This window comes from Streptomyces sp. NPDC058371, from assembly GCF_042723265.1.
Taxonomy (GTDB): domain Bacteria; phylum Actinomycetota; class Actinomycetes; order Streptomycetales; family Streptomycetaceae; genus Streptomyces.
Genome location: NZ_JBHXJC010000024.1, coordinates 1 through 25,912 on the forward strand (window position 1 = coordinate 1; position 25,912 = coordinate 25,912).

A 25,912-nucleotide genomic window follows, 5' to 3' on the forward strand; every position below is an offset into this window, starting at 1 on the left:
GGGGGGTCGGCGCGACGGGCGGAAATCGAAGGTGAGCGCCGTTTCACGCGGATTCGTGATCACGCAGCGTGCCCGCCGCCGTACTCGGCGGGCACGCTGCGTTGTGCAACCCTTTTCCGAGTTTCGCCGTCTGACCGTACGGAGTGACCATGGAGCCGTACGCGTCACGACGGACCGGGCCCAGGGCCCGACCGGGCCTAGCCCTGAAAGCAGGGGGTAACCGACCGAACGAGGACTGAGGAGCACATGTCTGCCGAGAGCATGCCGGAACCCGGCACACCGCCCGAACCCGGTACCACCGGGCCGCGCCGCCGTGCGAAGGGCCGCCGTCGCAAGACCCGCAGCAAGCGCCGCAAGGCCCTGCTGATCACGGCCTGGGCCGCGGCCGGCGTCGTCGTCCTTGGCGGCACCGGCGTCGGGTACGTGTACTTCAAGCTCAACGGCAACATCAAGAGCGTCGACATCAACCAGGCACTCGGCAACGACCGGCCGGTGAACGTCGACAACGGCTCCGAGGACATCCTCGTCCTGGGCTCGGACACCCGCTCCGGCACGAACAAGCAGCTCGGCGGCGGTACCGACGACGGCAGCGCCCGCTCGGACACGGCGATGGTCGTGCACGTCTACGAGGGTCACAAGAAGGCCAGCGTGGTCTCCATACCCCGCGACACCCTCGTCGAGCGGCCCTCGTGCACGGACCCCAAGGGCACCACGCACGACGCCGCGTCGAGCGTCATGTTCAACTCCGCGTACTCCACCGGCGGCGCCGCCTGTGCGGTGAAGACCGTCGAGTCCATGACCGGTATCCGCATGGACCACTACGTCGAGGTCGACTTCAGCGGCTTCCAGAAGCTCATCGACGACCTCGGCGGGGTGGACATCACCACCACCAAGGACATCGCCGACCCGGACAGCCACCTGAACCTGAAGGCCGGCAAGCACACGCTCGACGGCGAGCAGGCACTCGGCCTGGTCCGCACCCGGCACGGCGTCGGCGACGGCTCCGACCTCGGCCGCATCCAGCTCCAGCAGGCGTTCATCAAGGCCCTGACCAACCAGGTCAAGGACGTCGGCGTGCTGACCAACCCGAAGAAGCTGTACGACCTCGCCGACACGGCGACGAAGACGGTCACCACCGACTCCGATCTCGCCTCCGTCAAGAACCTCGCGTCCTTCGCGAGCGGTCTCAAGGGCATCAGCTCGTCCAAGATGAACATGGTGACGATGCCGGTCCAGTACGACAGTGCGGACGCCAACCGCGTCCTGGTCGACAAGTCCAAGGCGCAGCTGGTCTGGGACGCCCTCAAGAACGACCGGGCGATCCCGAAGGCGGCCACCGAGGGCACGGCCGGCGGTGGCGCGAAGGGCGTCGTCAGCTCCGGCTGAGCCGCGCCGGACCCCCGCCGGGAATAGATCACCCGTCCCCCCGGTTTTGGGGGATGACGCCAGTGCTGGCAGACTGGTACGTCGGCTCCGGTTCACGCTCCCGCAATCCGCGGCGGCGACCCGGCGCCCTCCCGAAACTAGGAGACACCTTGAAGCGCGACATCCACCCCGAGTACGTCGAGACGCAGGTCAGCTGCACCTGTGGCGCGTCGTTCATCACCCGCAGCACGATCTCCAGCGGCACCGTCCGCGCCGAGGTCTGCTCCGAGTGCCACCCGTTCTACACGGGCAAGCAGAAGATCCTCGACACCGGTGGCCGTGTGGCCCGCTTCGAGGCCCGCTTCGGCAAGGCTGCCGCTGCCAAGAAGTAGCGAGCCCACAGCGCCGGTCTCCGGTGCCCCCGCGCAGGGGGCATCGGGACCGGCGCTTTGCGGTGCAGCCCCCATTCGTCGTAGTACCTACGTCCCCACGCTCCTGAGGAGCCGGGGACAGCCCATTGGAGCCGGAGATGTTCGAGGCGGTCGAGGAACTCATCGGCGAGCACGCCGATCTGGAGAAGAAGCTCGCTGACCCGTCGGTCCACGCCGACCAGGCCAACGCGCGCAAGCTCAACAAGCGCTACGCCGAGCTGACCCCGATCGTCGCGACGTACCGCTCCTGGAAGCAGACCGGGGAGGACATCGAGACGGCGAAGGAGTTCGTCGCCGACGACCCCGATTTCGCCGCCGAGGTCAAGGACCTGGAGAAGCAGCGCGAGGCGCTCACCGAGAAGCTGCGTCTGCTGCTCGTCCCGCGCGACCCCAGCGACGACAAGGACGTCATCCTCGAGATCAAGGCGGGCGCGGGCGGCGACGAGTCGGCGCTGTTCGCCGGTGACCTGCTGCGCATGTATCTGCGCTACGCCGAGCGGGTCGGCTGGAAGACCGAGATCATCGACTCCACCGAGTCCGAGCTCGGCGGCTACAAGGACGTCCAGGTCGCCGTGAAGACCAAGGGCGGCAACGGCGCGACCGAGCCCGGCCAGGGTGTCTGGGCCCGCCTCAAGTACGAGGGCGGAGTGCACCGCGTGCAGCGCGTGCCGTCGACCGAGTCGCAGGGCCGGATCCACACCTCCGCCGCCGGCGTACTGGTCACGCCCGAGGCCGAGGAGGTCGACGTCGAGATCCACGCGAACGATCTGCGCATCGACGTCTACCGTTCGTCGGGCCCCGGTGGCCAGTCCGTCAACACCACCGACTCCGCGGTGCGCATCACGCACATTCCGACCGGAGTCGTCGCCTCCTGCCAGAACGAGAAGAGCCAGCTGCAGAACAAGGAGCAGGCGATGCGTATCCTGCGCTCCAGGCTCCTCGCGGCGGCCCAGGAGGAAGCGGAGCGGGAGGCCGCGGACGCCCGCCGCAGCCAGGTCCGCACCGTCGACCGCTCCGAGAAGATCCGTACGTACAACTTCCCGGAGAACCGCATCTCGGACCACCGCGTCGGCTTCAAGGCGTACAACTTGGACCAGGTGCTCGACGGTGATCTCGACGCCATGATCCAGGCGTGCGTCGACGCGGACTCGGCTGCCAAGCTCGCCGCCGCGTAAGAGCCGTACCGCCGACCAGGCACGTGGACAACAGTCGTAAGCCGTACGACGACAACAGCTCAGCCCCCGGAGGACCAGCGTGAACCTGCTGCTCGCGGAAGTGGCCCAGGCCACCCAGCGGCTGGCCGACGCCGGCGTGCCCTCGCCGCGCAACGACGCGGAGGAGCTCGCCGCCTTCGTGCACGGCGTGAAGCGGGGCGAGCTGCACACCGTCAAGGACACCGACTTCGACGCCCGTTACTGGGAGGTGACAGCGCGCCGCGAGGCCCGCGAGCCGCTCCAGCACATCACCGGGCGGGCCTACTTCCGTTATCTGGAACTCCAGGTCGGGCCAGGGGTGTTCGTGCCCCGGCCGGAGACCGAGTCCGTCGTCGGCTGGGCCATAGACGCCGTCCGCGCGATGGACGTCGTGGAACCGCTGATCGTGGACCTGTGCACGGGCTCCGGCGCCATCGCGCTCGCCCTCGCGCAGGAGGTCCCGCGCTCCCGGGTACACGCCGTGGAGCTGTCCGAGGACGCCCTCCAGTGGACGCGCAAGAACGTCGAGGGGTCCAGGGTCGACCTGCGCCAGGGAGACGCCCTGGAGGCCTTCCCCGACCTCGACGGCCAGGTGGACCTGGTGATCTCCAACCCGCCGTACATCCCGCTCACGGAATGGGAGTACGTCCAGCCCGAGGCCCGGGACTACGATCCCCAACTCGCCCTGTTCTCCGGGGAGGACGGCCTCGACCTGATCCGGGGCATCGAGCGCACCGCACACCGCCTGCTGCGCCCGGGCGGCGTCGTCGTCATCGAGCACGCCGACACGCAGGGCGGACAGGTTCCGTGGATCTTCACCGAGGAGCGGGGCTGGGCCGACGCGGCCGATCACCCGGACCTCAACAACCGGCCGCGGTTCGCGACCGCACGCAGGGCGATGCCGTGAGCACGCCCACCGTTTCTTCAAGCCAGCAGTACGTGTACGAGGAGGCCCGCTAGATGGCACGGCGATACGACACCAACGACGCGACCGACCGCGCCACCGGTCTGCGCGAGGCCGCGTCCGCCGTCCGCCGTGGCGAGCTCGTGGTGCTGCCGACGGACACCGTGTACGGCGTCGGCGCCGACGCGTTCAGCTCCGAGGCCGTCGCCGATCTGCTGGACGCCAAGGGCCGGGGCCGCAACATGCCCACCCCTGTCCTGATCGGCTCCCCGAACACGCTGCACGGGCTGGTCACGGACTTCTCCGAGATGGCCTGGGAGCTCGTCGACGCGTTCTGGCCGGGCGCGCTGACGATCGTCGCCAAGCACCAGCCGTCCCTGCAGTGGGACCTGGGGGACACCCGGGGCACCGTCGCCGTGCGCATGCCGCTGCACCCGGTCGCCATCGAACTGCTGACGGAGGTCGGCCCGATGGCGGTGTCCTCCGCCAACCTCACGGGACACCCGTCGCCGGAGGACTGCGACGCCGCGCAGGAGATGCTCGGCGACTCCATCTCCGTCTACCTGGACGGCGGTCCGACCCCCGGCATCGTCCCCTCCTCGATCGTCGACGTGACCGGCCGGGTGCCCGTGCTGCTGCGCGAGGGGGCACTGTCGGCCGAGGAGCTGCGGAAGGTCGTACCCGACCTCGAGGTGGCGAATTGACAGCCCCTGACGCGGGGCGTGGCATAGGCACGGGGATCACGGGGGCCAACGGGTCCCCCAGGGGGTCCTTCCGCATCCTCCACGTCAGCACCGGCAACGTGTGCCGCTCGCCGATCACCGAGCGGCTGACCCGCCATGCCCTGGCGGACCGGCTGGGCGACCCGCTGTGGGGCGGTCTGACCGTGGAGAGCGCCGGCACCTGGGGACACGAGGGCGCGCCCATGGAGGCCAACGCCGAGGCCGTCCTCGCGGACTTCGGCGCGGACGCCTCCGGCTTTGTCGGCCGCGAACTCCTCGACGAGCACGTCATCCGGGCCGACCTGGTCCTCACCGCCACCCGCGACCACCGGGCCCAGGTCATCTCCATGGGCCACTCGGCAGGCCTGCGCACCTTCACCCTGAAGGAGTTCACCCGCCTCGTCAGGGCGATAGATCCAGCCACACTGCCGCCCCTGGAGGACGGTGTGATCGAGCGGGCTCGCGCCCTGGTGCGGGCCGCCGCGGCGCTGCGCGGCTGGCTGCTCGCGCCGACCGCGGAGGCGGACGAGGTGTACGACCCGTACGGGGCGCCCCTCCCGTTCTTCCGCTCGATCGGGGACGAGATCAACGAGGCACTCGATCCGGTCGTGACGGCGCTGACGGGTGTACCTGCACGGACGTGATCGGGCCGCGACCAGGACCGACGGACGGAGTCCGGCGCAGCGGCGCGAAGCCCGGGAGGCCCGTCAGGGCCGAGCGGTGCGAGGGCGCGTCGAGGACTGGGCTCAACGAGGCACTCGATCCGGTCGTGACGGCGCTGACGGGTGTACCTGCACGGACGTAACACCGGGCGCCTGGGCGGTCGCGGTTCTACATTGGACGTAGCGCACCCCCCGCCGAGGTCCGGAGTCCACCATGCCGGTCACACAAACGCTGGAAGCGGATGCCCTGCGTCGCCAGGACCCCGAGCTCGCCGAGATCCTGCTGGGTGAGCTCGACCGGCAGTCGACGACGTTGCAGCTGATCGCCGCCGAGAACTTCACCTCGCCGGCCGTCCTCGCCGCCCTGGGTTCTCCCCTCGCCAACAAGTACGCCGAGGGCTACCCCGGTGCCCGTCACCACGGCGGCTGCGAGATCGTCGACGTCGCCGAACGTCTCGCCGTGGACCGGGCCAAGGGCCTCTTCGGTGCGGAACACGCCAACGTGCAGTCCCACTCCGGGTCTTCGGCCGTCCTCGCCGCGTACGCGGCGCTGCTGCGCCCCGGCGACACGGTGCTCGCGATGGGCCTGCCCTTCGGCGGCCACCTCACCCACGGCTCACCCGCGAACTTCTCCGGCCGCTGGTTCGACTTCGTCGGCTACGGCGTCGACGCGGAGAGCGGCCTGATCGACTACGAGCAGGTGCGCGCGCTCGCCCGTGCCCACCGCCCCAAAGCCGTCGTGTGCGGCTCCATCTCCTATCCGCGGCACATCGACTACGCGGCCTTCCGGGAGATCGCCGACGAGGTGGGCGCCTATCTCATCGCCGACGCCGCCCATCCCATCGGGCTCGTCGCCGGGGGAGCGGCGCCCAGTCCGGTGCCGTACGCCGATGTCGTGTGTGCCACCACCCACAAGGTTCTGCGCGGCCCGCGCGGTGGGATGATCCTGTGCGGCGGTGAGCTGGCGGAGCGGGTCGACCGGGCCGTCTTCCCGTTCACGCAGGGCGGCGCGCAGATGCACACCATCGCCGCCAAGGCGGTCGCGTTCGGCGAGGCGGCAACACCGGCCTTCACGGCGTACGCCCATCAGGTGGTCGCCTCCGCGCGGGTGCTCGCCGAGGCGCTGGCCGGCCAGGGTCTCGCCGTCACCACCGGCGGCACCGACACCCACCTGCTGACCGTGGACCCCGCACCGCTCGGCCTCGACGGACGTACCGCGCGTGGCCGGCTCGCCGCCGCCGGCATGGTCCTCGACACCTGTGCGCTGCCCTACGGAGACGCCCGGGGGCTGCGCCTGGGCACCGCGGCGATCACCACCCAGGGCATGGGTGCGACGGAGATGGTGCGGATCGCCGTACTCTTCGGGGGTGTGCTGCGTGCCGAGATCGACGGGAAGCGCGCACGTGACGAGGTGCGGGAGCTGACCGGCGGATTTCCGCCGTATCCCGGCTAGCGGGGGGTGGTCGGGATCACGCCCACAGTCTCTCGTGCAACCATCGTCGCTACCCGGATGTCCCCACTCATATGCGCGCGAAGCTAGGGTGTGGGGCTGAGATGGCCAGCGAGACCTGTGGGGAAGCCCGTGCGTGAATACCTGCTGACGCTCTGCATCACGGCCGCGGTGACGTATCTGCTGACAGGGCCGGTACGGAAGTTCGCGATCGTGGCCGGAGCCATGCCGGAGATCCGGGCACGTGACGTGCACCGGGAACCCACTCCGCGACTCGGCGGGATCGCCATGTTCTTCGGGCTCTGCGCCGGCCTGCTGGTCGCCGACCACCTGGAGAACCTCAACGAGGTCTTCGCCAACTCGAACGAACCGCGGGCCCTGCTCTCCGGAGCCGCCCTGATCTGGCTGATCGGCGTCCTGGACGACAAGTTCGAGATCGACGCCCTGATCAAGCTGGGCGGCCAGATGATCGCCGCCGGCGTCATGGTCATGCAGGGTCTGACGATCCTGTGGCTGCCCATCCCGGGCGTCGGCCTGGTCGCGCTGACCCAGTGGCAGGGCACCCTGCTCACCGTCGCGCTCGTCGTCATCACCATCAACGCGGTGAACTTCGTGGACGGCCTCGACGGCCTCGCCTCGGGCATGGTGTGCATCGCGTCCGCCGCGTTCTTCCTGTACGCGTACCGCATCTGGTACAGCTACGGCATCGAGGCCGCCGCCCCCGCGACGCTCTTCTCGGCGATCCTGATGGGCATGTGCCTGGGCTTCCTGCCGCACAACATGCACCCCGCGCGGATCTTCATGGGCGACTCCGGCTCGATGCTGATCGGGCTGGTGCTCGCCGCCGGCGCGATCTCCATCACCGGGCAGATCGACCCCGACGCGATGAACCTGTTCTCCGGCTCGGAGCGCAACACCGTGCACCAGACGGTGCCCGTGTACATCCCGCTGCTGCTCCCGCTGACGATCATCGCGGTGCCGGCCGCCGACCTGGTGCTCGCCATCGTGCGGCGCACCTGGCGCGGACAGTCGCCGTTCGCCGCCGACCGCGGACATCTGCACCACCGTCTGCTGGAGGTCGGCCACTCGCACAGCCGGGCCGTCCTGATCATGTACTTCTGGTCGGCGGTGATCGCCTTCGGCGCCCTGGCCTTCTCGGTCAACTCGGCGTCCATGTGGATCGTGCTCGGGATCATGGGATGCAGTGCGGTCGGGCTGGTGCTGCTCCTGCTGCCGCGCTTCACTCCGCGCATCCCGCGCTGGGCCGAGCGTTTCGTGCCGCCCCGCTACCGCCGTGGCGGCGAGGGCGAGCCGGAGGTCCTGGCAGCGGACGGCGTACCGCCCGCGGCCTGTGTGCCGAGCGCTGAGGAGCACCGCGCTCCGGTCGCGGCGGGGGTCTCAGGAGCCAATGGGGCGACGGCAGTTGGCGCTCGTTCGCGGTTGGCGGACAGGCGCGGGGCCGGCTCGTCACGTTGACGCAAGGTAAGAATCTTGCAAGAGGCGGCGTCGGCAAACCGCCCCAATACCAGACAACTTGACCGCGCGAGCGCACAGACGCGCAGCTTCACTCTCATGTGTGACAGTTGGCACACCAACCAGGTAAAGACCTCATCAAATAGTTTGTGATACGGTTCACGAGAACCCGGGACAGAGCCGAAGGACCGTAGTGCGAGGGTCTCTTGGCGTGAGGTTCTCTCTCAGCCCGGGACTACGCTCGTCCATGACGACCGCCCCCCTTACAAGCGGAGTTGCCGCCATGCCGTCCAATGACGTCCGGATTCTCCTTCAGGCTGCCGTGCCCACGGCTGCCGTCGGCGCGATTGCCGCCGTCGTCAGCGGTGTGGTCGCCGGTGGCAAGGGAGCCATCGGGGCGCTCGTCGCGACGCTGGTCGTGATCCTCTTCATGGGCATCGGGCTCTACGTACTGCAGCGCACTGCCAAATCGCTTCCGCACCTGTTCCAGGCGATGGGCCTCATGCTCTACGCGGCGCAGATTCTTCTGCTGTTCATCTTCGTCGCCGCGTTCAAGAACACATCGCTGTTCAACCCCAAGGCTTTCGCCATCACGCTCGTCGCCGCCACCCTCGCGTGGATCGGCGCACAGGCGCGCGCCTTCATGAAGGCCAAGATCCTCTATGTCGAACCCGACTCCTCGAAGGGCGACAAGCCCGAAAAGACCGGGCACTCGTCGTGAGGGGTAGGGCCGGGATAAAGGCGCCCAGGAGATCCTGCTATCGTCCGGTGCCAACTGCGGCATCGCGGGCGCGGGCATCTGAGCTGACGCCTGCTCAAACGCGAGGCTTGATGCCCGACAGCCGCCCCCACATCCGAAACACCAGTCCAGTGCCGAACCGCGGCTGCGCGCCGCGCCGACACAACGAGGTTGCCGTACCTATGCGCCACGCTGAAGGAGCCCGCGGTGAGTGCTGACCCGACGCAGGTGCTCGCCTTCGAGACCGACTGCCACATCTTCGACGGCTGTGGCTTCCCGGCTCCCGGCCTGCACTCGTTCCTGTTCGAACCCCTCTGGGGCGACGGGGACAGCAACGTGTACTTCAACAAGACGATGCTGCTGGCGCTGCTCGGCTCGATCATCATCGTCGGGTTCTTCTGGGCCGCCTTCCGCAAGCCGAAGGTCGTCCCGGGCAAGCTCCAGATGGTCGCCGAGGCGGGTTACGACTTTGTCCGGCGCGGCATCGTCTACGAGACCATCGGCAAGAAGGAAGGCGAGAAGTACGTACCGCTCGTCGTCTCGCTCTTCTTCTTCGTCTGGATGATGAACCTCTGGTCGATCGTGCCGGTCGCCCAGTTCCCGGTCACGTCGATCATTTCGTACCCGGTTGTTCTCGCGCTGATCGTCTACGTGCTCTGGGTCTCGCTGACCTTCAAGCGCCACGGCTTCGTCGGTGCCTTCAAGAACTTCACGGGCTACGACAAGTCGCTCGGCCCGGTGCTGCCGCTGGCCATGCTGATCGAGTTCTTCTCGAACCTGCTCGTCAGGCCGTTCACGCACGCGGTTCGACTCTTCGCGAACATGTTCGCGGGTCACACGCTGCTGCTGCTCTTCACGATCGCCAGCTGGTACCTGCTGAACGGCATCGGAATCGCGTATGCCGGCGTCTCGTTCATCATGGTCCTCGTCATGACGGCCTTCGAGCTGTTCATCCAGGCCCTGCAGGCTTATGTGTTCGTGCTGCTGACCTGCACCTTCATCCAGGGCGCGCTCGCCGAGCACCACTGAGCCACGTCCCCACCAACCCGCAGACGTCCGGTGGCCAACCCCCACCGGTCCGTACAGAAAAGGAAGAACTGGCATGTCCCAGACCCTTGCCGCTGTTTCCGGCTCGCTCGGCTCCATCGGTTACGGCCTCGCTGCCATCGGCCCCGGCGTCGGCGTCGGCATCATCTTCGGTAACGGCACCCAGGCCCTCGCCCGCCAGCCCGAGGCTGCCGGCCTGATCCGCGCCAACCAGATCCTCGGCTTCGCCTTCTGTGAGGCGCTCGCCCTCATCGGTCTGGTCATGCCGTTCGTCTACGGCAAGTGATCTACGGATCCACGACCAGCCGACTAGACGAAAGGCACTGACATGAGCCAGCTGCTCATTCTGGCGGCCGAGGAGACGGAGAACCCTCTCGTTCCGCCGATCCCCGAGCTCGTCATCGGTCTGATCGCGTTCGTCATCGTCTTCGGCTTCCTCGCCAAGAAGCTTCTCCCGACCATCAACAAGGTTCTGGAAGAGCGTCGCGAGGCCATCGAGGGCGGTATCGAGAAGGCCGAGGCCGCTCAGTCCGAGGCCCAGAGCGTGCTTGAGCAGTACAAGGCTCAGCTCGCCGAGGCCCGGCACGAGGCCGCGCGTCTGCGCCAGGAGGCGCAGGAGCAGGGCGCCACGCTCATCGCCGAGATGCGTGCGGAAGGCCAGCGGCAGCGTGAGGAAATCATCGCCGCGGGTCACTCGCAGATCGAGGCCGACCGCAAGGCCGCCGCGTCCTCGCTGCGTCAGGACGTCGGCAAGCTTGCCACCGACCTGGCCGGCAAGCTCGTCGGTGAGTCCCTCGAGGACCACGCCCGGCAGAGCCGCACGATCGACCGTTTCCTCGACGAGCTCGAGGAGAAGGCCGAGGCGACTCGATGACAGCGGGAGCGAGCCGCCAGGCACTGGCAGCCGCACGTGAGCGACTCGACGCGCTGACGGACTCGACGTCCGTGGACGCGGCGCAGCTCGCCGACGAGCTGGCCGCCGTCACCGCGCTGCTCAACCGCGAGGTGTCGCTGCGTCGGGTCCTGACCGACCCGGCGCAGCCCGGTGAGGCCAAGGCCGAGCTGGCCGGGCGCCTGTTCGGCGGCCAGGTCAGCAGCACGACCATCGATCTGGTGTCCGGACTGGTGCGTTCCCGCTGGTCGCAGCCCCGCGACCTGGTGGACGCCCTCGAGGACCTGGCGAACACCGCAGACCTCACCGCCGCGCAGCAGGCCGGTGCGCTCGACGACGTGGAGGACGAGCTGTTCCGGTTCGGCCGGATCGTCACCTCGAGCACCGAGCTGCGCGCCGCGCTGACCAGCCGCACCGCCGGCAAGGCCGCGAAGGGCGAGCTGCTGAGCAGCCTGCTCGGCGGCCGGGCCAACGCAGCGACCGAGCGTCTGGTGACGCGCCTTGTGACCGCGCCGCGTGGACGTAGCCTGGAAGCGGGACTGGAGTCCCTGTCCAAGCTGGCCGCCGCGCGCCGGGACCGTACGGTCGCCGTCGTGACCTCGGCGGTACCGCTGAGTGACGGACAGAAGCAGCGCCTCGGCGCCGCTCTGGCGAAGCTCTACGGCCGGCAGATGCACCTCAACCTCGACGTGGACCCCGAGGTCCTCGGCGGGATCCGGGTGCAGGTCGGTGACGAGGTCATCAACGGTTCGATCTCGGACCGGATCGAGGACGCCAGTCGCCGTATGGCCGGCTAGCAGCAACTCAATACGCAAGAACGCAGTGCTTACGGCCCTGGTTGGGCCGTGCAGAGGATTCCTGGGGGCTGACCCCAGACCCCCCAAGAAAACTTCGGGCCCAACAAGGAGAGCAGGGAACCCAGATGGCGGAGCTCACGATCCGGCCGGAGGAGATCCGGGACGCGCTGGAGAACTTTGTCCAGTCGTACAAGCCGGACGCGGCCTCGCGCGAGGAGGTCGGTACGGTCACCGTCGCCGGCGACGGTATCGCCAAGATCGAGGGCCTTCCCTCGGCCATGGCGAACGAACTGCTGAAGTTCGAGGACGGCACTCTCGGTCTCGCGCTGAACCTGGAAGAGCGCGAGATCGGTGCGGTCGTCCTCGGTGAATTCAGCGGTGTCGAGGAGGGTCAGCCGGTCACGCGTACCGGCGAGGTCCTGTCCGTCGCGGTGGGCGAGGGTTACCTCGGCCGCGTCGTCGACCCGCTCGGCACCCCGATCGACGGCCTCGGCGAGATCGAGACGTCCGGCCGCCGCGCCCTCGAGCTGCAGGCACCGGGCGTCATGGTCCGTAAGTCGGTGCACGAGCCGATGGAGACCGGCTACAAGGCTGTCGACGCGATGACCCCGATCGGCCGTGGCCAGCGTCAGCTGATCATCGGCGACCGTCAGACCGGCAAGACCGCTCTGGCCGTCGACACGATCATCAACCAGCGCGACAACTGGCGCTCGGGCGACCCGAAGAAGCAGGTCCGCTGCATCTACGTCGCCATCGGTCAGAAGGGCTCCACCATCGCCTCCGTGCGCGGTGCCCTGGAAGAGGCCGGCGCGCTCGAGTACACGACCATCGTCGCCGCCCCGGCGTCCGACCCGGCCGGCTTCAAGTACCTTGCGCCGTACACCGGTTCGGCCATCGGTCAGCAGTGGATGTACGAGGGCAAGCACGTCCTCATCATCTTCGACGACCTCTCGAAGCAGGCCGACGCCTACCGCGCCGTGTCCCTGCTGCTGCGCCGTCCGCCGGGGCGCGAGGCCTACCCCGGTGACGTCTTCTACCTGCACTCCCGTCTGCTGGAGCGCTGCGCGAAGCTGTCCGACGAGATGGGCGCCGGTTCGATGACGGGTCTGCCGATCGTCGAGACCAAGGCGAACGACGTGTCGGCGTTCATCCCGACCAACGTCATCTCCATCACCGACGGCCAGTGCTTCCTGGAGTCGGACCTGTTCAACGCCGGTCAGCGTCCCGCGCTGAACGTCGGTATCTCCGTCTCCCGAGTCGGTGGCTCCGCGCAGCACAAGGCGATGCGCCAGGTTTCCGGACGGCTCCGCGTGGACCTCGCCCAGTTCCGTGAGCTGGAGGCGTTCGCCGCCTTCGGTTCCGACCTGGACGCCGCGTCGAAGTCGCAGCTGGAGCGCGGTCAGCGGATGGTCGAGCTGCTCAAGCAGCCGCAGTACCAGCCGATGCCGACCGAGGACCAGGTCGTCTCCGTCTGGGCCGGTACCACCGGCAAGATGGACGAGGTGCCGGTCAACGACATCCGCCGCTTCGAGAAGGAGCTGCTCGAGTACCTGCACCGCAAGGAGCAGGGCCTCATGACCTCCATCAAGGAGGGCGCCAAGATGTCCGACGACACGTTGCAGGCCATCGCCGACGCCATCGCGGACTTCAAGAAGCAGTTCGAGACGTCGGACGGCAAGCTCCTCGGCGAGGACACCCCTGCCGCTTCGGGCAAGTGACGACGGAAGGGACCTGACTCATGGGAGCCCAGCTCCGGGTCTACAAGCGTCGCATCAAATCCGTCACCGCGACCAAGAAGATCACCAAGGCGATGGAGATGATCGCCGCCTCGCGCGTCGTCAAGGCGCAGCGCAAGGTGGCGGCCTCCACGCCGTACGCGACCGAGCTCACCCGCGCGGTCACGGCGGTCGGAACGGGTTCGAACACCAAGCACCCGCTGACCACGGAGGCGGAGACGGCGACCCGTTCCGCGGTGCTGCTCCTCACGAGCGACCGCGGACTGGCCGGCGCCTTCAACTCCAACGCCATCAAGGCGGCGGAGCAGCTGACCGTCCGCCTCGAGGCGGAGGGCAAGGAGGTCGACACGTACATCGTCGGCCGCCGTGGTCTGGCCCACTACAACTTCCGTGAGCGCAAGGTCGCGGAGTCGTGGTCGGGCTTCACCGACGAGCCCACTTACGCGGACGCCAAGAAGGTCGCGGTTCCGCTGATCGAGGCCATCGAGAAGGAGACGGCGGACGGCGGCGTGGACGAACTCCACATCGTCTACACCGAGTTCGTCTCGATGATGACGCAGACGGCCCTCGACAGCCGCCTGCTGCCCCTTCGCCTCGAAGAGGTGGCGGAAGAGATCGCGCCCAAGGGCGAGATCCTTCCGCTGTACGAGTTCGAGCCGTCGGCGGAGGACGTCCTGGACGCCCTGCTGCCGCGGTACGTCGAAAGCCGTATCTACAACGCGCTGCTCCAGTCGGCTGCCTCCAAGCACGCCGCCACGCGCCGCGCGATGAAGTCGGCGACCGACAACGCGGGAGACCTGATCACCTCGCTCTCCCGCCTTGCCAATGCGGCCCGCCAGGCCGAAATCACCCAGGAAATCAGCGAGATCGTCGGTGGCTCCGCAGCCCTTGCCGACGCGACCGCGGGGAGTGACAAGTAATGACGACCACTGTTGAGACGGCCGTTGCCACGGGCCGCGTCGCCCGGGTCATCGGCCCGGTCGTCGACGTGGAGTTCCCCGTCGACGCGATGCCGGAGATCTACAACGCCCTTCACGTCGAGGTGGCCGACCCGGCCAACGCCGGCGAGAAGAAGACGCTGACCCTCGAGGTCGCCCAGCACCTGGGTGACGGCGTGGTCCGCACCATCTCGATGCAGCCCACCGACGGTCTGGTCCGCCAGGCCACGGTGACCGACACCGGCTCGGGCATCAGCGTCCCGGTCGGCGACTTCACCAAGGGCAAGGTGTTCAACACCCTCGGTGAGGTGCTGAACGTCGACGAGACGTACGACGGCGAGCGCTGGTCCATCCACCGCAAGGCCCCGGCGTTCGACCAGCTCGAGTCGAAGACCGAGATGTTCGAGACCGGCCTGAAGGTCGTCGACCTGCTCACCCCGTACGTCAAGGGTGGAAAGATCGGTCTGTTCGGTGGTGCCGGTGTCGGCAAGACCGTGCTGATCCAGGAAATGATCATGCGTGTCGCCAACCTCCACGAGGGCGTCTCCGTCTTCGCGGGCGTCGGTGAGCGCACCCGTGAGGGCAACGACCTCATCGCGGAGATGGAAGAGTCCGGCGTTCTGGACAAGACCGCCCTTGTCTTCGGTCAGATGGACGAGCCCCCGGGCACCCGTCTGCGCGTGGCCCTGGCCGGTCTGACCATGGCGGAGTACTTCCGCGATGTGCAGAAGCAGGACGTGCTGTTCTTCATCGACAACATCTTCCGCTTCACCCAGGCCGGTTCCGAGGTCTCCACCCTGCTCGGCCGTATGCCGTCCGCGGTGGGTTACCAGCCGAACCTGGCCGACGAGATGGGTCAGCTGCAGGAGCGCATCACCTCGACGCGTGGTCACTCGATCACGTCGATGCAGGCGATCTACGTCCCCGCGGACGACCTGACCGACCCGGCCCCGGCCACCACGTTCGCCCACCTCGACGCGACGACGGTGCTTTCCCGTCCGATCTCCGAGAAGGGCATCTACCCGGCCGTGGACCCGCTGGACTCCACGTCCCGCATCCTGGACCCGCGCTACATCGCGCAGGACCACTACGACGCCGCCATGCGCGTCAAGACGGTGCTGCAGAAGTACAAGGACCTCCAGGACATCATCGCGATCCTCGGTATCGACGAGCTCGGCGAGGAGGACAAGCTCGTCGTCCACCGTGCCCGTCGCGTGGAGCGCTTCCTGTCCCAGAACACCCACGCCGCCAAGCAGTTCACCGGCGTCGACGGTTCGGACGTCCCGCTGGAGGAGTCGATCGCGGCCTTCAACGCGATCATCGACGGCGAGTACGACCACTTCCCGGAGCAGGCGTTCTTCATGTGCGGTGGCATTGAGGACCTCAAGGCCAACGCCAAGGAGCTCGGCGTCTCCTGAACCAGCGCTTCTGATCGAGCACTGCTTCACGAAGAGGGGCGGGTGCGTCCCGCCCCTCTTCGTACGCCTACTAGACTTTGACCCAACACCCGGCAGCAAAGCCGGGTGGTGACCCGAGGAGCCCACCTTGGCTGCTGAGCTGCACGTCGAGCTCGTCGCCGCGGACCGCAGTGTCTGGTCCGGCGAGGCCACCCTGGTCGTCGCGCGCACCACCTCCGGCGACATCGGGGTCATGCCCGGTCACCAGCCGCTGCTCGGTGTGCTGGAGTCGGGCCCGGTGACCATCCGTACGAGTGATGGTGGAACGGTCGTCGCGGCGGTGCACGGCGGTTTCATCTCGTTCGCGGACAACAAGCTGTCGCTGCTGGCCGAGATCGCCGAGCTGTCGGACGAGATCGATGTCCAGCGCGTGGAGCGGGAGCTCGAGCGCGCGAAGGCGGAGGGTGATGCCTCCGCCGAGCGTCGTGCGGACGTCCGCCTGCGTGCGGTGTCGGCACGCTGACGCCCCGGGGGTACCTCCCAGGCCCTTTAGGCTCTGGGGGAGCACACGTGATGACGTGACTCAGCCGCGGCCGGGACTGGAGCAATCCAGACCGGGCCGCGGCTGAGGCGATGAGGGTGCTTTTTTCCGTTCCGTTACCTGTTTTACCTAGGAGACGAGGAGGTCGGTGTCGATGGTCCTCGCTCTGACTGTGTGCGGATTGGTAGTGGCGCTCGCGGTGGTGGGGCTGTTCGTCTTCGGCCTCCGCCGGCGGCTGATCCAGCGCTCAGGCGGAACGTTCGACTGCAGCCTCCGCTGGGACGTCCCCGAGAAGAGCGAGCGGAACGGCAAGGGCTGGAGCTACGGCGTCGCCCGCTACAACGGCGACCGCATCGAGTGGTACCGCGTCTTCTCCTACGCGCCCCGCCCGCGCCGCGTCCTGGAGCGCCAGGCGATCGAGGTGGCCGGCCGCCGCCCTCCGGAGGGCGAGGAGGAGCTGGCACTGCTCTCCGACGCGACCATCCTGACCTGTCTGCACCGGGGTACGCGTCTTGAACTGGCGATGAGCGAGGACGCGCTGACCGGTTTCCTCGCGTGGCTGGAGGCGGCCCCGCCCGGACAGCGAGTGAACGTGGCCTGAAAGGCCACGTTCACTCGCTGGGTGGGGCTCCCCCCGGACGAAGCCCGGGGGGAGCGTCCATGTCGCCTAGTCGGCCAGGTCGTACAACCGGCCTATGAGAGGCCGCTGTTGATGGCGCTCACCAGTTCACCGTTGCTGGTGTCACCGCTGAACTCCCAGAAGAACGCGCCGCCCAGACCCTGGTCCTTGGTCCAGGTCATCTTCGTGCCGATGGTGGCCGGGGTGTCGTAGCTCCACCAGTTGTTGCCGCAGTGCGCGTAGGCCGTGCCGGCGATCGTGCCGGTGGCCGGGCAGGATGTCTTGAGGACCTTGTAGTCCTCGATCCCCTGCTCGTACGTTCCCGCCGCCGGGCCTGTCGCCGTGCCGCCCGGTGCGTCCTGGGTGACGCCCGTCCAGCCCCGGCCGTAGAGCCCGATGCCGATCAGCAGCTTCTTGGCGGGCACGCCCTTCGACTTGAACTTGGCGATCGCGTCGGCCGTGGTGAAGCCCTGCTGCGGGATGCCGCTGTACGAGGTGAGCGGGGAGTGCGGAGCGGTCGGACCGTCCGCGTCGAAGGCGCCGAAGAAGTCGTACGTCATCACGTTGTACCAGTCGACGTACTGCGCGGCGCCCGCGTAGTCGGCGGCGTCGATCTTGCCGCCGGAGGAGCCGTCCGCGGTGGTGGCGGCGGTGACCAGGTTGTTCGAACCGAACTTGGCGCGCAGGGCGCCCATCAGGTTCTTGTAGGCCGCGGCACCGCTGGTGTCGCAGGACAGGCCGCAGGAGTTGGGGTACTCCCAGTCGATGTCGATGCCGTCGAAGACGTCCGCCCAGCGCGGGTCCTCGACCAGGTCGTAGCAGGACTGGGCGAAGGCCGCCGGGTTGGCCGCGGCCTCACCGAAGCCGCCGGACCAGGTCCAGCCGCCGAAGGACCAGAGGACCTTGATGTTCGGGTACTTGGCCTTCAGCTGGCGCAGCTGGTTGAAGTTGCCGCGCAGCGGCTGGTCCCAGGTGTCGGCCACGCCGCTGACCGACTGGTCGGCGGTGAAGGCCTTGTCGTAGTCGGCGTAGGAGTCACCGATCGCGCACTTGCCGCCGGTGACGTTGCCGAAGGCGTAGTTGATGTGCGTGATCTTCGACGCGGAGCCGGACGTCACCAGGTTCTTGACCTGGTAGTTGCGGCCGTAGACGCCCCACTCGGTGAAGTATCCGAGCTTGACCTTGGAGCCGGTCGGCGGGGGAGTGGTGGTGCCGCCCGTGGTGTGCACCGCGACCGCGCCGCTCACCGGACCGGTCTGGTCGGCGGTGTCACGGGCCTGCACGGTGTACGAGTAGTCGGTGCCGGCGCTGAGGCCGGTGTCCGTGTACGACGTGGTCGTCACGGTGGCGACCTTGGTGCCGCCGCGCAGGACGTCGTAGTTCTTGATGCCCTTGTCGTCGGTGGCCGCGCTCCAGGAAAGCTTCACCGAGGTATCGGTGATGGCGGACGCGGTCGGAGTGCCGGGCGTGGTGGGCGGGTTGTCGCCGGGGACGGGGGTGTCGCCGTCACAACTGCCGCCGTTCAGCTTGCAGTTGGAGGGTGCTCCCGAGCCCGCGCCGTTGAAGCCGAAGGAGACGGAGGCGCCCGCGGCCAACGTCCCGTTGTAGGACTTGTTCTTGGCGGTCCAGTGGGTGCCGGAGTTGGTGACGTCCGCGTCCCAGGCCGAGCTGACGGACGTGCCCGAGGGGAAGTCCCACTCGATCGTCCAGGAACTGATGCTGGAGGTACCGGTGTTCTTGACGGTCCACTGGCCGCCGAAGCCGGTGCCCCAGTCCTGCGTCTTGGTGTACGTGGCGGTGGCGGTGCTTGCCGCGTGTGCGGGGCTCGCGAGGCCGACCAGAGCGGCCAGCGGGAGCAGCAGAGTGGTGAGCCCTGCCACGGTTCTCTGTCTGGCTCTCTGTCTGAAGCGCATGATGCCTCTCCTCTTTTGTCTGCTCGCCACCGTCGCGCCCTCGGGCGGGGGATGTCGTGGGCATGGCTAAGCGCAGTGCGGCGAGAATAGAAAGGTCTGGACCACAGGTCAATAGGTCTGGACCAGTGAGGTTCGGGCGGGCCGCGCGACCGGCCGTGAAGCGACTAGACGCCCAACTCCTGTGCGAGGACAGCGGCTTGGACCCTGCTGCGCAGCTCAAGCTTCCCCAGCAGGCGGCTGACGTGGGTCTTCACGGTCGCCTCCGCCATCGCGAGGGAGGCCGCGATCTCCGTGTTGGAGAGCCCCTGACCCAGGCAGGAGAGCACCTCCCGTTCCCGTCGTGTGAGGGCGTCCAGGAGGGCCGGGTCGGCCGTCGCCTCGCGTACGGGCTTCGCCGCGAACTCGGCGATCAGCCGCCGGGTGACGGCCGGGGAGATCAGCCCCTCCCCGCGCGCCACCGTGCGCACGGCCTCCAGCAGCTGCCTCGCCTCGGTGTTCTTCAGCAGGAACCCGGAGGCACCCGCGCGCAGCGCCCCGAAGACGTACTCGTCCAGGTCGAAGGTGGTGAGCACGAGGACGTCGGCGAGGTGGTCGGCGACGATCCGGCGGGTGGCCGTGACGCCGTCGAGGCGGGGCATCTGGACGTCCATCAGAACGAGATCCGGCCGGAGACTGCGGGTGAGCTCCACCGCCTGCTCCCCGTCCGCGGCCTCACCGATCACCTCGATGTCGGGCGCGCTACGCAGGATGAGCACGAGTCCGGCGCGTACGGCGGACTGGTCCTCGGCGACGAGCACGCGGATCATGCGTCTTCTCCTCGGGTCAGGGGCAGGGCGGCGCACACGGTCCACACCCTGCCCGCGGGCGAGTCCTCCGGGCCGGCCTCGAAGGTGCCCCGCAGCAGCGCGACCCGCTCCCGCATCCCGACCAGACCGGCCCCCGAGCCGGGCGCACGCGGTCCGTCCCGGTCGCCGTACGGACTGCTCACGCGGACGCTGAGGGAGCCGTCGGGTCGGGCGATGGCCACGGTGACCCGGCCGGGGGAGGCGTGCTTGAGGGCGTTGGTCAGGGACTCCTGGACGATGCGGTAGGCGGCGAGTTCGACCGGGGCGGGCAGCCGGTCCTCGTGCACCGCTTCGAGGGTGACGTCGAGTCCGTTGGTGCGGGCGCCCGCGACCAGCGCCTCGAGGCCGTCCAGGGTGGGGGCCGCGGCGGGTTCCCGGTCGCCGCTGTCGTCCCGCAGGATGCCGATGAGCCGCCGCATCTCGGCGAGTCCCTCGACGCTGTTCTCGCGGATGACGGCCAGCGCGTCCTTCGAGGTCCGGGGGTCGTCGATGGAGAGCGCGGCCGTCGAGTGGATGGCGATCGCGGACAGGTGGTTGGCAACCATGTCGTGCAACTCCCGTGCCATCCGGGCGCGTTCGGCCGTCACCGCCTGGGTGCGGTCGATCTCGGCGAGCAGCGCGGTCTGTTCCGCGCGCAGCCGTTCGGCGACGGCCGTGTCGCGATGGTTGCGGACGATCCAGCCGGTGGCGGCGGGAGTGAACGTCACCAGACCGGTGAACACCCCGATCAGCAGCCCCTCCGGCTGCTGCCAGGCGGCGACGGGCCACACGGTCGCGATCACCGTGACCAGACCCGTGATCCAGGGGATGCGCCGGGCCGCGCCGGGCGAGCCGTACAGCACGGCCGCGTACACGAGGTCCGTGAACATCACGATGGTGGCGAGGCTGCCGCGGGTGAACAGGTCGGCGGTGAGGGCGACCGTGCCGATGAGCAGCGCGGTGCGCGGTCGGGTGCGGCGCAGCAACTCGCAGCCGGCCGTGACGGCCAGCGGGACGAGGACCGCCCAGCCCGGCTGGATCAGGGAGATCGGGTCGTCGGGCCCGCGCGTGTAGAGGCCGACGCCCCACAGGAACAACCCGCCGAACAGGCCGGCGGCGGCGATGGTCGCATCGGCGCGGTGCGGGCGGGGGAGTCGGTCGGTCATGACTCCATCCAACACGGCGTACGGGCGCCCTGCCTGATGCCCGGGAACGGTCCGCGGCTACATCGAACGATGCAGTCCGACTTCGTCACCGACGACGACGCCTCGGACGGACCCGGCGGCGAGCCTGGAGAGGTGACCGAGAGGAGCGCACCGTGATCGTCGGACTGGTCGTCGCCTGTGAGGTCGGCTTCTGGGTACTGCTGGCGGCCGGCCTGGCCGCCCGTTACCTGCTGAAGCTGCGCCGCACCAGTGTGGCGCTGCTGCTGTGCGAGCCACTGCTGGAACTGGTCCTCTTCGTGGCCACGGCGATCGACCTGAAACGAGGCGCCGAGCCGAGCTGGGAGCACGGCCTGGCCGCGCTCTACATCGGCTTCACCGTGGGCTACGGCCACTACACGATCCGCCGGCTGGACGGCCACGCCGCCCACCGCCTCGCCGGCGGCCCGCCCCCGCCGAAGCCGCCGCGCCACGGACTGGCCCGGGCCCGCCACGAGGGCCGGCTCTGGCTCCGTACGCTGCTGGCGGCGGCCGTCGCCTGCGCCCTGCTGCAAGGTGCGATCCAGTACGTCGGCGAGGGCGGCACGGAGTCCCTGCGCGCCTTCCAGTGGGTGGCGCTGCGCGCGGCAGGCATCCACGGGGTGATCGCGCTCACCTATCTGATCTGGCCGAAGAAGCCGAAGAAGCCGGAGGAGGAGCCGGGGTCAGCGCTCCCCGCCCGGGACCCAGAGCACGTCCCCGGCCGCCTTGTTGGCCGTACGGGCCAGGATGAACAGCAGGTCCGATAGCCGGTTGAGGTAGGTCGCGGTGAGCGGGTTCATCACCTCGCCGTGCACCTCCATCGCCGCCCAGGTGGAGCGCTCGGCCCGGCGGACGACCGTGCAGGCCTGGTGCAGCAGGGCCGCGCCGGGCGTGCCGCCGGGCAGGATGAAGGAGCGCAGCTTCTCCAGCTGTCCGTTGAAGAGGTCGCAGTCGGCCTCGAGCCGGTCGATGTAGAACTGCTCGACGCGCAGCGGCGGGAACTGCGGGTTCTCGGCGACCGGCGTCGACAGGTCCGCGCCCACGTCGAACAGGTCGTTCTGGACGCGAGTGAGGACTTTGACGATCTCCTCGTCGAGCCCGCCGAGCGCGACCGCCGTGCCGATCACCGCGTTGGCCTCGTTGGCGTCCGCGTACGCCGAGATCCGGAGATCGGTCTTGGCGGTGCGGCTCATGTCACCGAGGGCCGTCGTGCCCTGGTCGCCGGTCCTGGTGTAGATGCGCGTCAGATTGACCATGCGGCCAGCCTAGTTAGGCTCCGGCCGTCCGGAAGACACGTGTGCTGACCGTCACGGCGAGTGCCGCGAAGCCGAGGGCCACCAGCACCCCGTACAGCATGGCGGCGGTCGCGTACTGGCCGGTGTACGCGTCCCGCACCGCGTCCACCAGATAGCGGAACGGCATGAAGTGCGAGAGCACGTCCAGCCAGCCGGGGGCCAGCGTCATCGGGAGCATCAGACCGGACAGCAGCATCGACGGCATGGTCAGGGCGTTGACGGCCGGCCCGAACTCCTGCGGCGTGTGGACCCGCATGGCCAGGGCGTACGACAGCGAGGCGAGCGAGACCGTCAGCAGGGCCACGAAGGCGAAGCCGATCAGGATGCCGGCGACCGGCGCGCGCAGCCCCATCGCCAGCGCCGCCAGTACCAGCAGCACCGCCTGGAAGACGAAGAGGGCGGCGTCGCGCAGTACCCGGCCGAGCAGCAGGGCGAGCCGGCTCACGGGGGTGACCCGCATCCGCTCCAGCACTCCCTGCCCCTGCTCGATGATGATGCTGAAACCGGCGAACGACGCCCCGAACAGGCCGAGTTGGAGCAGCAGCCCGGGTACCAGGACCTGCCAGGACGAGGTGCCCGAGCCCAACGGCAGGTCCGTCAGCAGCGGGCCGAAGAAGAGCAGGTACAGCAGCGGCATCAGTACGCCGAAGAGCATTGCGAACTTGGAGCGCAGCGTCTGGCGGGCGTAGCGCCCGAAGATCAGCGCGGTGTCGTGGAGAAGCATCGGATTCCTGTACGGCCGGAGGAGCATCGGATTCCTATACGGCTACGGGGGCGGAGTCGGCCGGCGCCGGGCCGCGGCCGGTGACGGCGAGGAACGTGTCCTGGAGCGTCGCGTCGATCGAGCCGCCGTGCGCCAGCTTCAGCGCGGTCGGGGTCCCCTCGGCCACCACGACTCCCTTGTCGACGATCACGAGCCGGTCGGAGAGGGCGTCGGCCTCGTCGAGGTAGTGGGTGGTCAGGAAGACGGTGGTGCCGTGCTGGTCGCGCAGCCGGCGGACCAGGTCCCAGAGGTCGGCCCGGCTGCCGGGGTCGAGACCGGTGGTCGGTTCGTCGAGGAACAGCACCCGTGGGCGGTGGGTGAGCCCGAGCGCGATGTCGAGCCGCCGGCGCTGGCCGCCGGAGAGGGCCGCTGTCCTGCGGTCGAGCAGCTCGGTCAGGTCCAGATCGCGGGCCAGTTCGGCGGCGCGTTCGAGGGCACGGGACTTCGTGAGGCGGTACAGCCGCCCCTGGGTCACCAGCTCCTCCCGCACGGTGACGTGCGGGTCGACGCCGCTCGACTGGGCCACGTAACCGCAGGCCCGCCGCACCCCGTTCGGATCCGTGGCCAGGTCGTGGCCCGCCACCGTGGCGGCGCCGCCGGTGGGCTCCAGCAGGGTCGTGAGCATCCGGAGCGTGGTCGTCTTGCCCGCCCCGTTCGGGCCGAGGAAGCCGAGGATCTCGCCGGGCGCGACGGTCAGGTCGATGGAGCGGACCGCCTCGACCGGGCCCCGTTTCGTCTGGAAGGTACGGGCCAGTCCGGCCGTACTGATGATGGGCATGCGCCCAGAAAAACAGAGTCCCTGAAAATTTGCAACGGCCCCAAAGTTTCAGTGGACCCAGCAAAGCTACGATGAGGGCATGGCAGAAGGGCTCAGGGAGCGGAAGAAGCGGCAGACCAGGCAGTACATCTCGGACGTGGCCACCGGCCTGTTCCTGGAGCGCGGCTTCGACGCGGTGACCGTCGCGGAGATCGCGGACGCCGCCGATGTCTCCGTGAACACCGTCTACAACTACTTCCCGGCCAAGGAGGACCTCTTCCTCGACCGGACCCAGGGCGTCGTCTTCCGGCTCGCCCGCTGGGTGCGCGGCCGGGAGAAGGGCGAGTCCGCCGCGGCCGCCGTGCTGCGCGAACTGCGCGAGGAACTCGAAGCGGTCTCGCCCCGGCTCGGCCTGATGACCGGTTACGCGCGCTTCATGCGCGTCATCCACGACGCCCCCGCGCTCCGCTCCCGGCTGTGGGCGATCGGCCAGGAGGTCCTCGAGAACCTGGAGGAGGCGCTGCGCGAGGAGACCGGCGCACCCGACGACGACCCGCTGCCCGGTCTGATCGCGGGCCAGATCAACTGGGTCCACCAGACGGTCATGGCCGTCGTCGGACGGGAGATGATGGCGGGTCGCAATCCGGGCGAAGTGTCACGTGAAGTACTCGCGCTCCTCGACGACATGGAGGACCTCATGAGCGAGAAGGTCCTCAACTACGCCGTACGGGCGGTGCAATGAGCCGTGCCGGTGTGATGTCCGTCAGATGAGACGTGACGCGCATTACTTACCGGTCACAGCGGCCCTCCCGGGCGCTAGGGTCCGCCGAAGAGGCATTTTGAACAGCGTGTTAAGGGGAGTCGGAGTGGCACGGAAGCTCGCCGTCATCGGAGCCGGACTCATGGGGTCCGGTATCGCCCAGGTCTCCGCGCAGGCGGGCTGGGACGTCGTTCTGCGTGACGTCACCGACGAGGCGCTGACCCGTGGCACCGACGGCATCAAGGCGTCGTACGACAGGTTCGTGAGCAAGGACAGGCTCTCGGCCGAGGACGCCGCCGCCGCGCTCGCGCGCATCACGACCACCACCGACCTCGACGCGACCGCCGACGCCGACATCGTCGTCGAGGCCGTCTTCGAGAAGCTGGAAGTCAAGCACGAGATCTTCCGGGCGCTCGACAAGATCGTCCGCGACGACACCGTCCTCGCCTCCAACACCTCCGCCATCCCGATCACGAAGATCGCGGCCGTGACGGAGCGTCCGGAGCGCGTGGTCGGCGCGCACTTCTTCTCGCCGGTCCCGATGATGCAGCTGTGCGAACTGGTGCGCGGCTACAAGACGAGCGACGAAACCCTCGCCACCGCACGGGAGTTCGCCGAGTCCGTCGGCAAGACCTGCATCGTGGTGAACCGGGACGTGGCCGGCTTCGTGACGACCCGTCTCATCTCGGCCCTCGTGGTCGAGGCGGCCAAGCTGTACGAATCGGGCGTGGCCACCGCCGAGGACATCGACCTCGCCTGCAAGCTGGGCTTCGGCCATGCCATGGGACCCCTGGCCACGGCCGACCTGACGGGCGTCGACATCCTCCTGCACGCCACCAGCAACATCTACACGGAGTCCCAGGACGAGAAGTTCGCGCCGCCCGAGCTGATGCGCCGGATGGTTGACGCCGGTGACATCGGACGCAAGAGCGGGCAGGGCTTCTACAAGCACTGAAATCCGTACGGCCCTCTCGGCCATCACCCGCCAGGGTGAATTGGGTATCGGTTCGCTTACAGACGGCAACCTCTGCGCCCCTCGGGCAGTCAGACGGTGCACACAGGCATAGGCAGACTGACGCAGAGTACGAGACGCACTCTCGGGGAGCGCATATGTACATCAGGGGCGACCACGCCGAGCTGGTCGTCGGGGGCCGCCTCGACGTACGCAGCGCGGCGGACGCCCGTACGGTCCTGCACTCGGCCGTCGACGACGGAGTCGGCGATCTGGTGCTCGACCTGTCCGAGCTGGACTCCTGGGACGCCACCGGACTCGGCGTCATCATGGGAGCCCACCGACGGGCCGGGCGGTGCGGCCGACGGCTCGTACTGCGCGGCGTACCGCCACAGATGCAGCGCCTGCTGGTGGCCACCCGGCTGCACCGGATCCTGGCCATCGAAGGCGGCATCGGGGTCGAATCACTGCCCCGGGTCTGACACGGCGTACGAACCGTACGTCGCACCCAATCCTCACGAAGCTGTGACGTCTCGGGCGGCGCGGTACCCCGGACGT

General features: G+C 68.7%; 28 protein-coding genes. 22 read left to right on the forward strand and 6 right to left on the reverse strand.

What is annotated here, in order from left to right; translation table 11 throughout:
* The first annotated feature begins 246 nt into the window (after positions 1 to 246).
* From ACFWM2_RS38855 to ACFWM2_RS38940, 18 genes are all read left to right on the forward strand, one after another.
* On the forward strand, positions 247 to 1,386 hold the full coding sequence (locus ACFWM2_RS38855) for an LCP family protein (RefSeq protein WP_383290639.1): 1,140 nt from the start codon (positions 247 to 249) through the stop codon (positions 1,384 to 1,386).
* Between the two features lie 149 nt (positions 1,387 to 1,535).
* Complete coding sequence (rpmE, locus tag ACFWM2_RS38860; protein ID WP_383290642.1) at positions 1,536 to 1,757, forward strand: 50S ribosomal protein L31; 222 nt, start codon at positions 1,536 to 1,538, stop codon at positions 1,755 to 1,757.
* A gap of 137 nt (positions 1,758 to 1,894) precedes the next feature.
* The gene (gene prfA, locus ACFWM2_RS38865) at positions 1,895 to 2,971 is read left to right on the forward strand and encodes a peptide chain release factor 1 (RefSeq protein ID WP_383290645.1); all 1,077 of its coding nucleotides are present in this window, start codon (positions 1,895 to 1,897) and stop codon (positions 2,969 to 2,971) included.
* A gap of 79 nt (positions 2,972 to 3,050) precedes the next feature.
* A complete protein-coding gene (gene prmC / locus ACFWM2_RS38870; protein ID WP_383290648.1) occupies positions 3,051 to 3,896 on the forward strand; it encodes a peptide chain release factor N(5)-glutamine methyltransferase in 846 nt (281 codons plus the stop codon).
* A gap of 53 nt (positions 3,897 to 3,949) precedes the next feature.
* Positions 3,950 to 4,597, forward strand: coding sequence for an L-threonylcarbamoyladenylate synthase (locus tag ACFWM2_RS38875; RefSeq protein ID WP_383290651.1), 648 nt, complete (start codon positions 3,950 to 3,952; stop codon positions 4,595 to 4,597).
* On the forward strand, positions 4,594 to 5,259 hold the full coding sequence (locus ACFWM2_RS38880; protein ID WP_383290654.1) for a protein-tyrosine-phosphatase: 666 nt from the start codon (positions 4,594 to 4,596) through the stop codon (positions 5,257 to 5,259). The genes ACFWM2_RS38875 and ACFWM2_RS38880 overlap by 4 nt, the downstream gene beginning before the upstream one ends.
* A gap of 232 nt (positions 5,260 to 5,491) precedes the next feature.
* Positions 5,492 to 6,730 (forward strand): serine hydroxymethyltransferase, encoded by a 1,239-nt coding sequence (gene glyA, locus ACFWM2_RS38885; protein WP_383290656.1) that lies wholly within the window; start codon positions 5,492 to 5,494, stop codon positions 6,728 to 6,730.
* Positions 6,731 to 6,859: 129 nt separating this feature from the next.
* The gene (locus ACFWM2_RS38890) at positions 6,860 to 8,203 is read left to right on the forward strand and encodes an MraY family glycosyltransferase (protein WP_383290659.1); all 1,344 of its coding nucleotides are present in this window, start codon (positions 6,860 to 6,862) and stop codon (positions 8,201 to 8,203) included.
* Between the two features lie 280 nt (positions 8,204 to 8,483).
* A complete protein-coding gene (locus ACFWM2_RS38895) occupies positions 8,484 to 8,921 on the forward strand; it encodes a hypothetical protein (RefSeq protein ID WP_383290662.1) in 438 nt (145 codons plus the stop codon).
* Positions 8,922 to 9,146: 225 nt separating this feature from the next.
* Entirely contained in the window at positions 9,147 to 9,968 is an 822-nt protein-coding gene (gene atpB, locus ACFWM2_RS38900; RefSeq protein WP_383290665.1) for a F0F1 ATP synthase subunit A, read from the forward strand.
* Positions 9,969 to 10,041: 73 nt separating this feature from the next.
* Positions 10,042 to 10,272 carry an ATP synthase F0 subunit C gene (gene atpE, locus ACFWM2_RS38905; RefSeq protein WP_024884520.1) on the forward strand — a complete coding sequence of 77 codons (231 nt, stop codon included), beginning with the start codon at positions 10,042 to 10,044 and terminating at the stop codon, positions 10,270 to 10,272.
* 42 nt (positions 10,273 to 10,314) lie between these two features.
* A complete protein-coding gene (locus ACFWM2_RS38910; RefSeq protein WP_383290668.1) occupies positions 10,315 to 10,860 on the forward strand; it encodes a F0F1 ATP synthase subunit B in 546 nt (181 codons plus the stop codon).
* Entirely contained in the window at positions 10,857 to 11,675 is an 819-nt protein-coding gene (locus tag ACFWM2_RS38915; RefSeq protein WP_383290671.1) for a F0F1 ATP synthase subunit delta, read from the forward strand. Before ACFWM2_RS38910 ends, ACFWM2_RS38915 begins: the two co-directional genes overlap by 4 nt.
* A gap of 125 nt (positions 11,676 to 11,800) precedes the next feature.
* Positions 11,801 to 13,393: a F0F1 ATP synthase subunit alpha gene (atpA, locus tag ACFWM2_RS38920; protein ID WP_383290674.1), complete on the forward strand. Its 1,593-nt coding sequence runs from the start codon at positions 11,801 to 11,803 to the stop codon at positions 13,391 to 13,393.
* Positions 13,394 to 13,413: 20 nt separating this feature from the next.
* Positions 13,414 to 14,331 (forward strand): F0F1 ATP synthase subunit gamma, encoded by a 918-nt coding sequence (locus ACFWM2_RS38925; RefSeq protein ID WP_383290677.1) that lies wholly within the window; start codon positions 13,414 to 13,416, stop codon positions 14,329 to 14,331.
* Positions 14,331 to 15,767, forward strand: a complete 1,437-nt coding sequence (gene atpD, locus ACFWM2_RS38930) for a F0F1 ATP synthase subunit beta (protein ID WP_383290680.1) — start codon at positions 14,331 to 14,333, stop codon at positions 15,765 to 15,767. The genes ACFWM2_RS38925 and atpD overlap by 1 nt, the downstream gene beginning before the upstream one ends.
* Positions 15,768 to 15,894: 127 nt before the next feature.
* On the forward strand, positions 15,895 to 16,269 hold the full coding sequence (locus ACFWM2_RS38935; protein WP_168530269.1) for a F0F1 ATP synthase subunit epsilon: 375 nt from the start codon (positions 15,895 to 15,897) through the stop codon (positions 16,267 to 16,269).
* A gap of 172 nt (positions 16,270 to 16,441) precedes the next feature.
* The gene (locus tag ACFWM2_RS38940) at positions 16,442 to 16,888 is read left to right on the forward strand and encodes a DUF2550 domain-containing protein (RefSeq protein WP_383290684.1); all 447 of its coding nucleotides are present in this window, start codon (positions 16,442 to 16,444) and stop codon (positions 16,886 to 16,888) included.
* Positions 16,889 to 16,980: 92 nt separating this feature from the next.
* Here ACFWM2_RS38940 and ACFWM2_RS38945 read toward each other — a convergent pair whose 3' ends face one another.
* The 3 genes from ACFWM2_RS38945 to ACFWM2_RS38955 all read right to left on the reverse strand — a co-directional run bounded on the left by ACFWM2_RS38945 (position 16,981) and on the right by ACFWM2_RS38955 (position 20,809).
* Complete coding sequence (locus ACFWM2_RS38945; protein WP_383290687.1) at positions 16,981 to 18,819, reverse strand: glycosyl hydrolase family 18 protein; 1,839 nt, start codon at positions 18,817 to 18,819, stop codon at positions 16,981 to 16,983.
* Between the two features lie 164 nt (positions 18,820 to 18,983).
* A complete protein-coding gene (locus ACFWM2_RS38950; protein WP_383290689.1) occupies positions 18,984 to 19,625 on the reverse strand; it encodes a response regulator in 642 nt (213 codons plus the stop codon).
* On the reverse strand, positions 19,622 to 20,809 hold the full coding sequence (locus tag ACFWM2_RS38955) for a sensor histidine kinase (protein ID WP_383290692.1): 1,188 nt from the start codon (positions 20,807 to 20,809) through the stop codon (positions 19,622 to 19,624). The genes ACFWM2_RS38950 and ACFWM2_RS38955 overlap by 4 nt, the downstream gene beginning before the upstream one ends.
* Positions 20,810 to 20,961: 152 nt before the next feature.
* Between ACFWM2_RS38955 and ACFWM2_RS38960 the strand changes: the two genes are divergently transcribed.
* Entirely contained in the window at positions 20,962 to 21,594 is a 633-nt protein-coding gene (locus ACFWM2_RS38960) for a hypothetical protein (RefSeq protein ID WP_383290697.1), read from the forward strand.
* On the opposite strand, the gene ACFWM2_RS38965 is transcribed toward ACFWM2_RS38960, so the two are convergent.
* Genes ACFWM2_RS38965 through ACFWM2_RS38975 form a run of 3 tightly spaced genes read right to left on the reverse strand, consistent with a single transcriptional unit; the run spans position 21,511 to position 23,663 of the window.
* Positions 21,511 to 22,083 (reverse strand): cob(I)yrinic acid a,c-diamide adenosyltransferase, encoded by a 573-nt coding sequence (locus ACFWM2_RS38965; RefSeq protein ID WP_383290700.1) that lies wholly within the window; start codon positions 22,081 to 22,083, stop codon positions 21,511 to 21,513. The two genes, ACFWM2_RS38960 and ACFWM2_RS38965, sit on opposite strands and share 84 nt — an antisense overlap.
* A gap of 13 nt (positions 22,084 to 22,096) precedes the next feature.
* Positions 22,097 to 22,846, reverse strand: a complete 750-nt coding sequence (locus ACFWM2_RS38970; RefSeq protein ID WP_383290703.1) for an ABC transporter permease — start codon at positions 22,844 to 22,846, stop codon at positions 22,097 to 22,099.
* A 34-nt stretch (positions 22,847 to 22,880) separates the two neighbouring features.
* On the reverse strand, positions 22,881 to 23,663 hold the full coding sequence (locus ACFWM2_RS38975; RefSeq protein WP_383290706.1) for an ABC transporter ATP-binding protein: 783 nt from the start codon (positions 23,661 to 23,663) through the stop codon (positions 22,881 to 22,883).
* Between the two features lie 79 nt (positions 23,664 to 23,742).
* On the opposite strand from ACFWM2_RS38975, the gene ACFWM2_RS38980 reads away from it, so the two are divergent.
* From ACFWM2_RS38980 to ACFWM2_RS38990, 3 genes are all read left to right on the forward strand, one after another.
* The gene (locus ACFWM2_RS38980; protein ID WP_383290709.1) at positions 23,743 to 24,384 is read left to right on the forward strand and encodes a TetR/AcrR family transcriptional regulator; all 642 of its coding nucleotides are present in this window, start codon (positions 23,743 to 23,745) and stop codon (positions 24,382 to 24,384) included.
* A 124-nt stretch (positions 24,385 to 24,508) separates the two neighbouring features.
* Positions 24,509 to 25,357, forward strand: a complete 849-nt coding sequence (locus tag ACFWM2_RS38985; RefSeq protein WP_383290712.1) for a 3-hydroxyacyl-CoA dehydrogenase family protein — start codon at positions 24,509 to 24,511, stop codon at positions 25,355 to 25,357.
* Positions 25,358 to 25,512: 155 nt separating this feature from the next.
* Positions 25,513 to 25,836, forward strand: a complete 324-nt coding sequence (locus ACFWM2_RS38990) for an STAS domain-containing protein (RefSeq protein WP_030672301.1) — start codon at positions 25,513 to 25,515, stop codon at positions 25,834 to 25,836.
* The last annotated feature ends 76 nt before the right edge of the window (positions 25,837 to 25,912 follow it).

Bases quoted from the DNA above. Each gene is read 5' to 3' on its own strand.
- ACFWM2_RS38855 (WP_383290639.1), top strand. From the start codon at position 247: ATGTCTGCCGAGAGCATGCCGGAACCCGGCACACCGCCCGAACCCGGT.
- prfA (WP_383290645.1), top strand. From the start codon at position 1,895: ATGTTCGAGGCGGTCGAGGAACTCATCGGCGAGCACGCCGATCTGGAG.
- ACFWM2_RS38875 (WP_383290651.1), top strand. From the start codon at position 3,950: ATGGCACGGCGATACGACACCAACGACGCGACCGACCGCGCCACCGGT.
- glyA (WP_383290656.1), top strand. From the start codon at position 5,492: ATGCCGGTCACACAAACGCTGGAAGCGGATGCCCTGCGTCGCCAGGAC.
- ACFWM2_RS38895 (WP_383290662.1), top strand. From the start codon at position 8,484: ATGCCGTCCAATGACGTCCGGATTCTCCTTCAGGCTGCCGTGCCCACG.
- atpE (WP_024884520.1), top strand. From the start codon at position 10,042: ATGTCCCAGACCCTTGCCGCTGTTTCCGGCTCGCTCGGCTCCATCGGT.
- ACFWM2_RS38910 (WP_383290668.1), top strand. From the start codon at position 10,315: ATGAGCCAGCTGCTCATTCTGGCGGCCGAGGAGACGGAGAACCCTCTC.
- ACFWM2_RS38915 (WP_383290671.1), top strand. From the start codon at position 10,857: ATGACAGCGGGAGCGAGCCGCCAGGCACTGGCAGCCGCACGTGAGCGA.
- atpA (WP_383290674.1), top strand. From the start codon at position 11,801: ATGGCGGAGCTCACGATCCGGCCGGAGGAGATCCGGGACGCGCTGGAG.
- ACFWM2_RS38925 (WP_383290677.1), top strand. From the start codon at position 13,414: ATGGGAGCCCAGCTCCGGGTCTACAAGCGTCGCATCAAATCCGTCACC.
- atpD (WP_383290680.1), top strand. From the start codon at position 14,331: ATGACGACCACTGTTGAGACGGCCGTTGCCACGGGCCGCGTCGCCCGG.
- ACFWM2_RS38940 (WP_383290684.1), top strand. From the start codon at position 16,442: ATGGTCCTCGCTCTGACTGTGTGCGGATTGGTAGTGGCGCTCGCGGTG.
- ACFWM2_RS38945 (WP_383290687.1), bottom strand. From the start codon at position 18,819: ATGCGCTTCAGACAGAGAGCCAGACAGAGAACCGTGGCAGGGCTCACC.
- ACFWM2_RS38950 (WP_383290689.1), bottom strand. From the start codon at position 19,625: ATGATCCGCGTGCTCGTCGCCGAGGACCAGTCCGCCGTACGCGCCGGA.
- ACFWM2_RS38955 (WP_383290692.1), bottom strand. From the start codon at position 20,809: ATGACCGACCGACTCCCCCGCCCGCACCGCGCCGATGCGACCATCGCC.
- ACFWM2_RS38965 (WP_383290700.1), bottom strand. From the start codon at position 22,083: ATGGTCAATCTGACGCGCATCTACACCAGGACCGGCGACCAGGGCACG.
- ACFWM2_RS38970 (WP_383290703.1), bottom strand. From the start codon at position 22,846: ATGCTTCTCCACGACACCGCGCTGATCTTCGGGCGCTACGCCCGCCAG.
- ACFWM2_RS38975 (WP_383290706.1), bottom strand. From the start codon at position 23,663: ATGCCCATCATCAGTACGGCCGGACTGGCCCGTACCTTCCAGACGAAA.
- ACFWM2_RS38980 (WP_383290709.1), top strand. From the start codon at position 23,743: ATGGCAGAAGGGCTCAGGGAGCGGAAGAAGCGGCAGACCAGGCAGTAC.
- ACFWM2_RS38990 (WP_030672301.1), top strand. From the start codon at position 25,513: ATGTACATCAGGGGCGACCACGCCGAGCTGGTCGTCGGGGGCCGCCTC.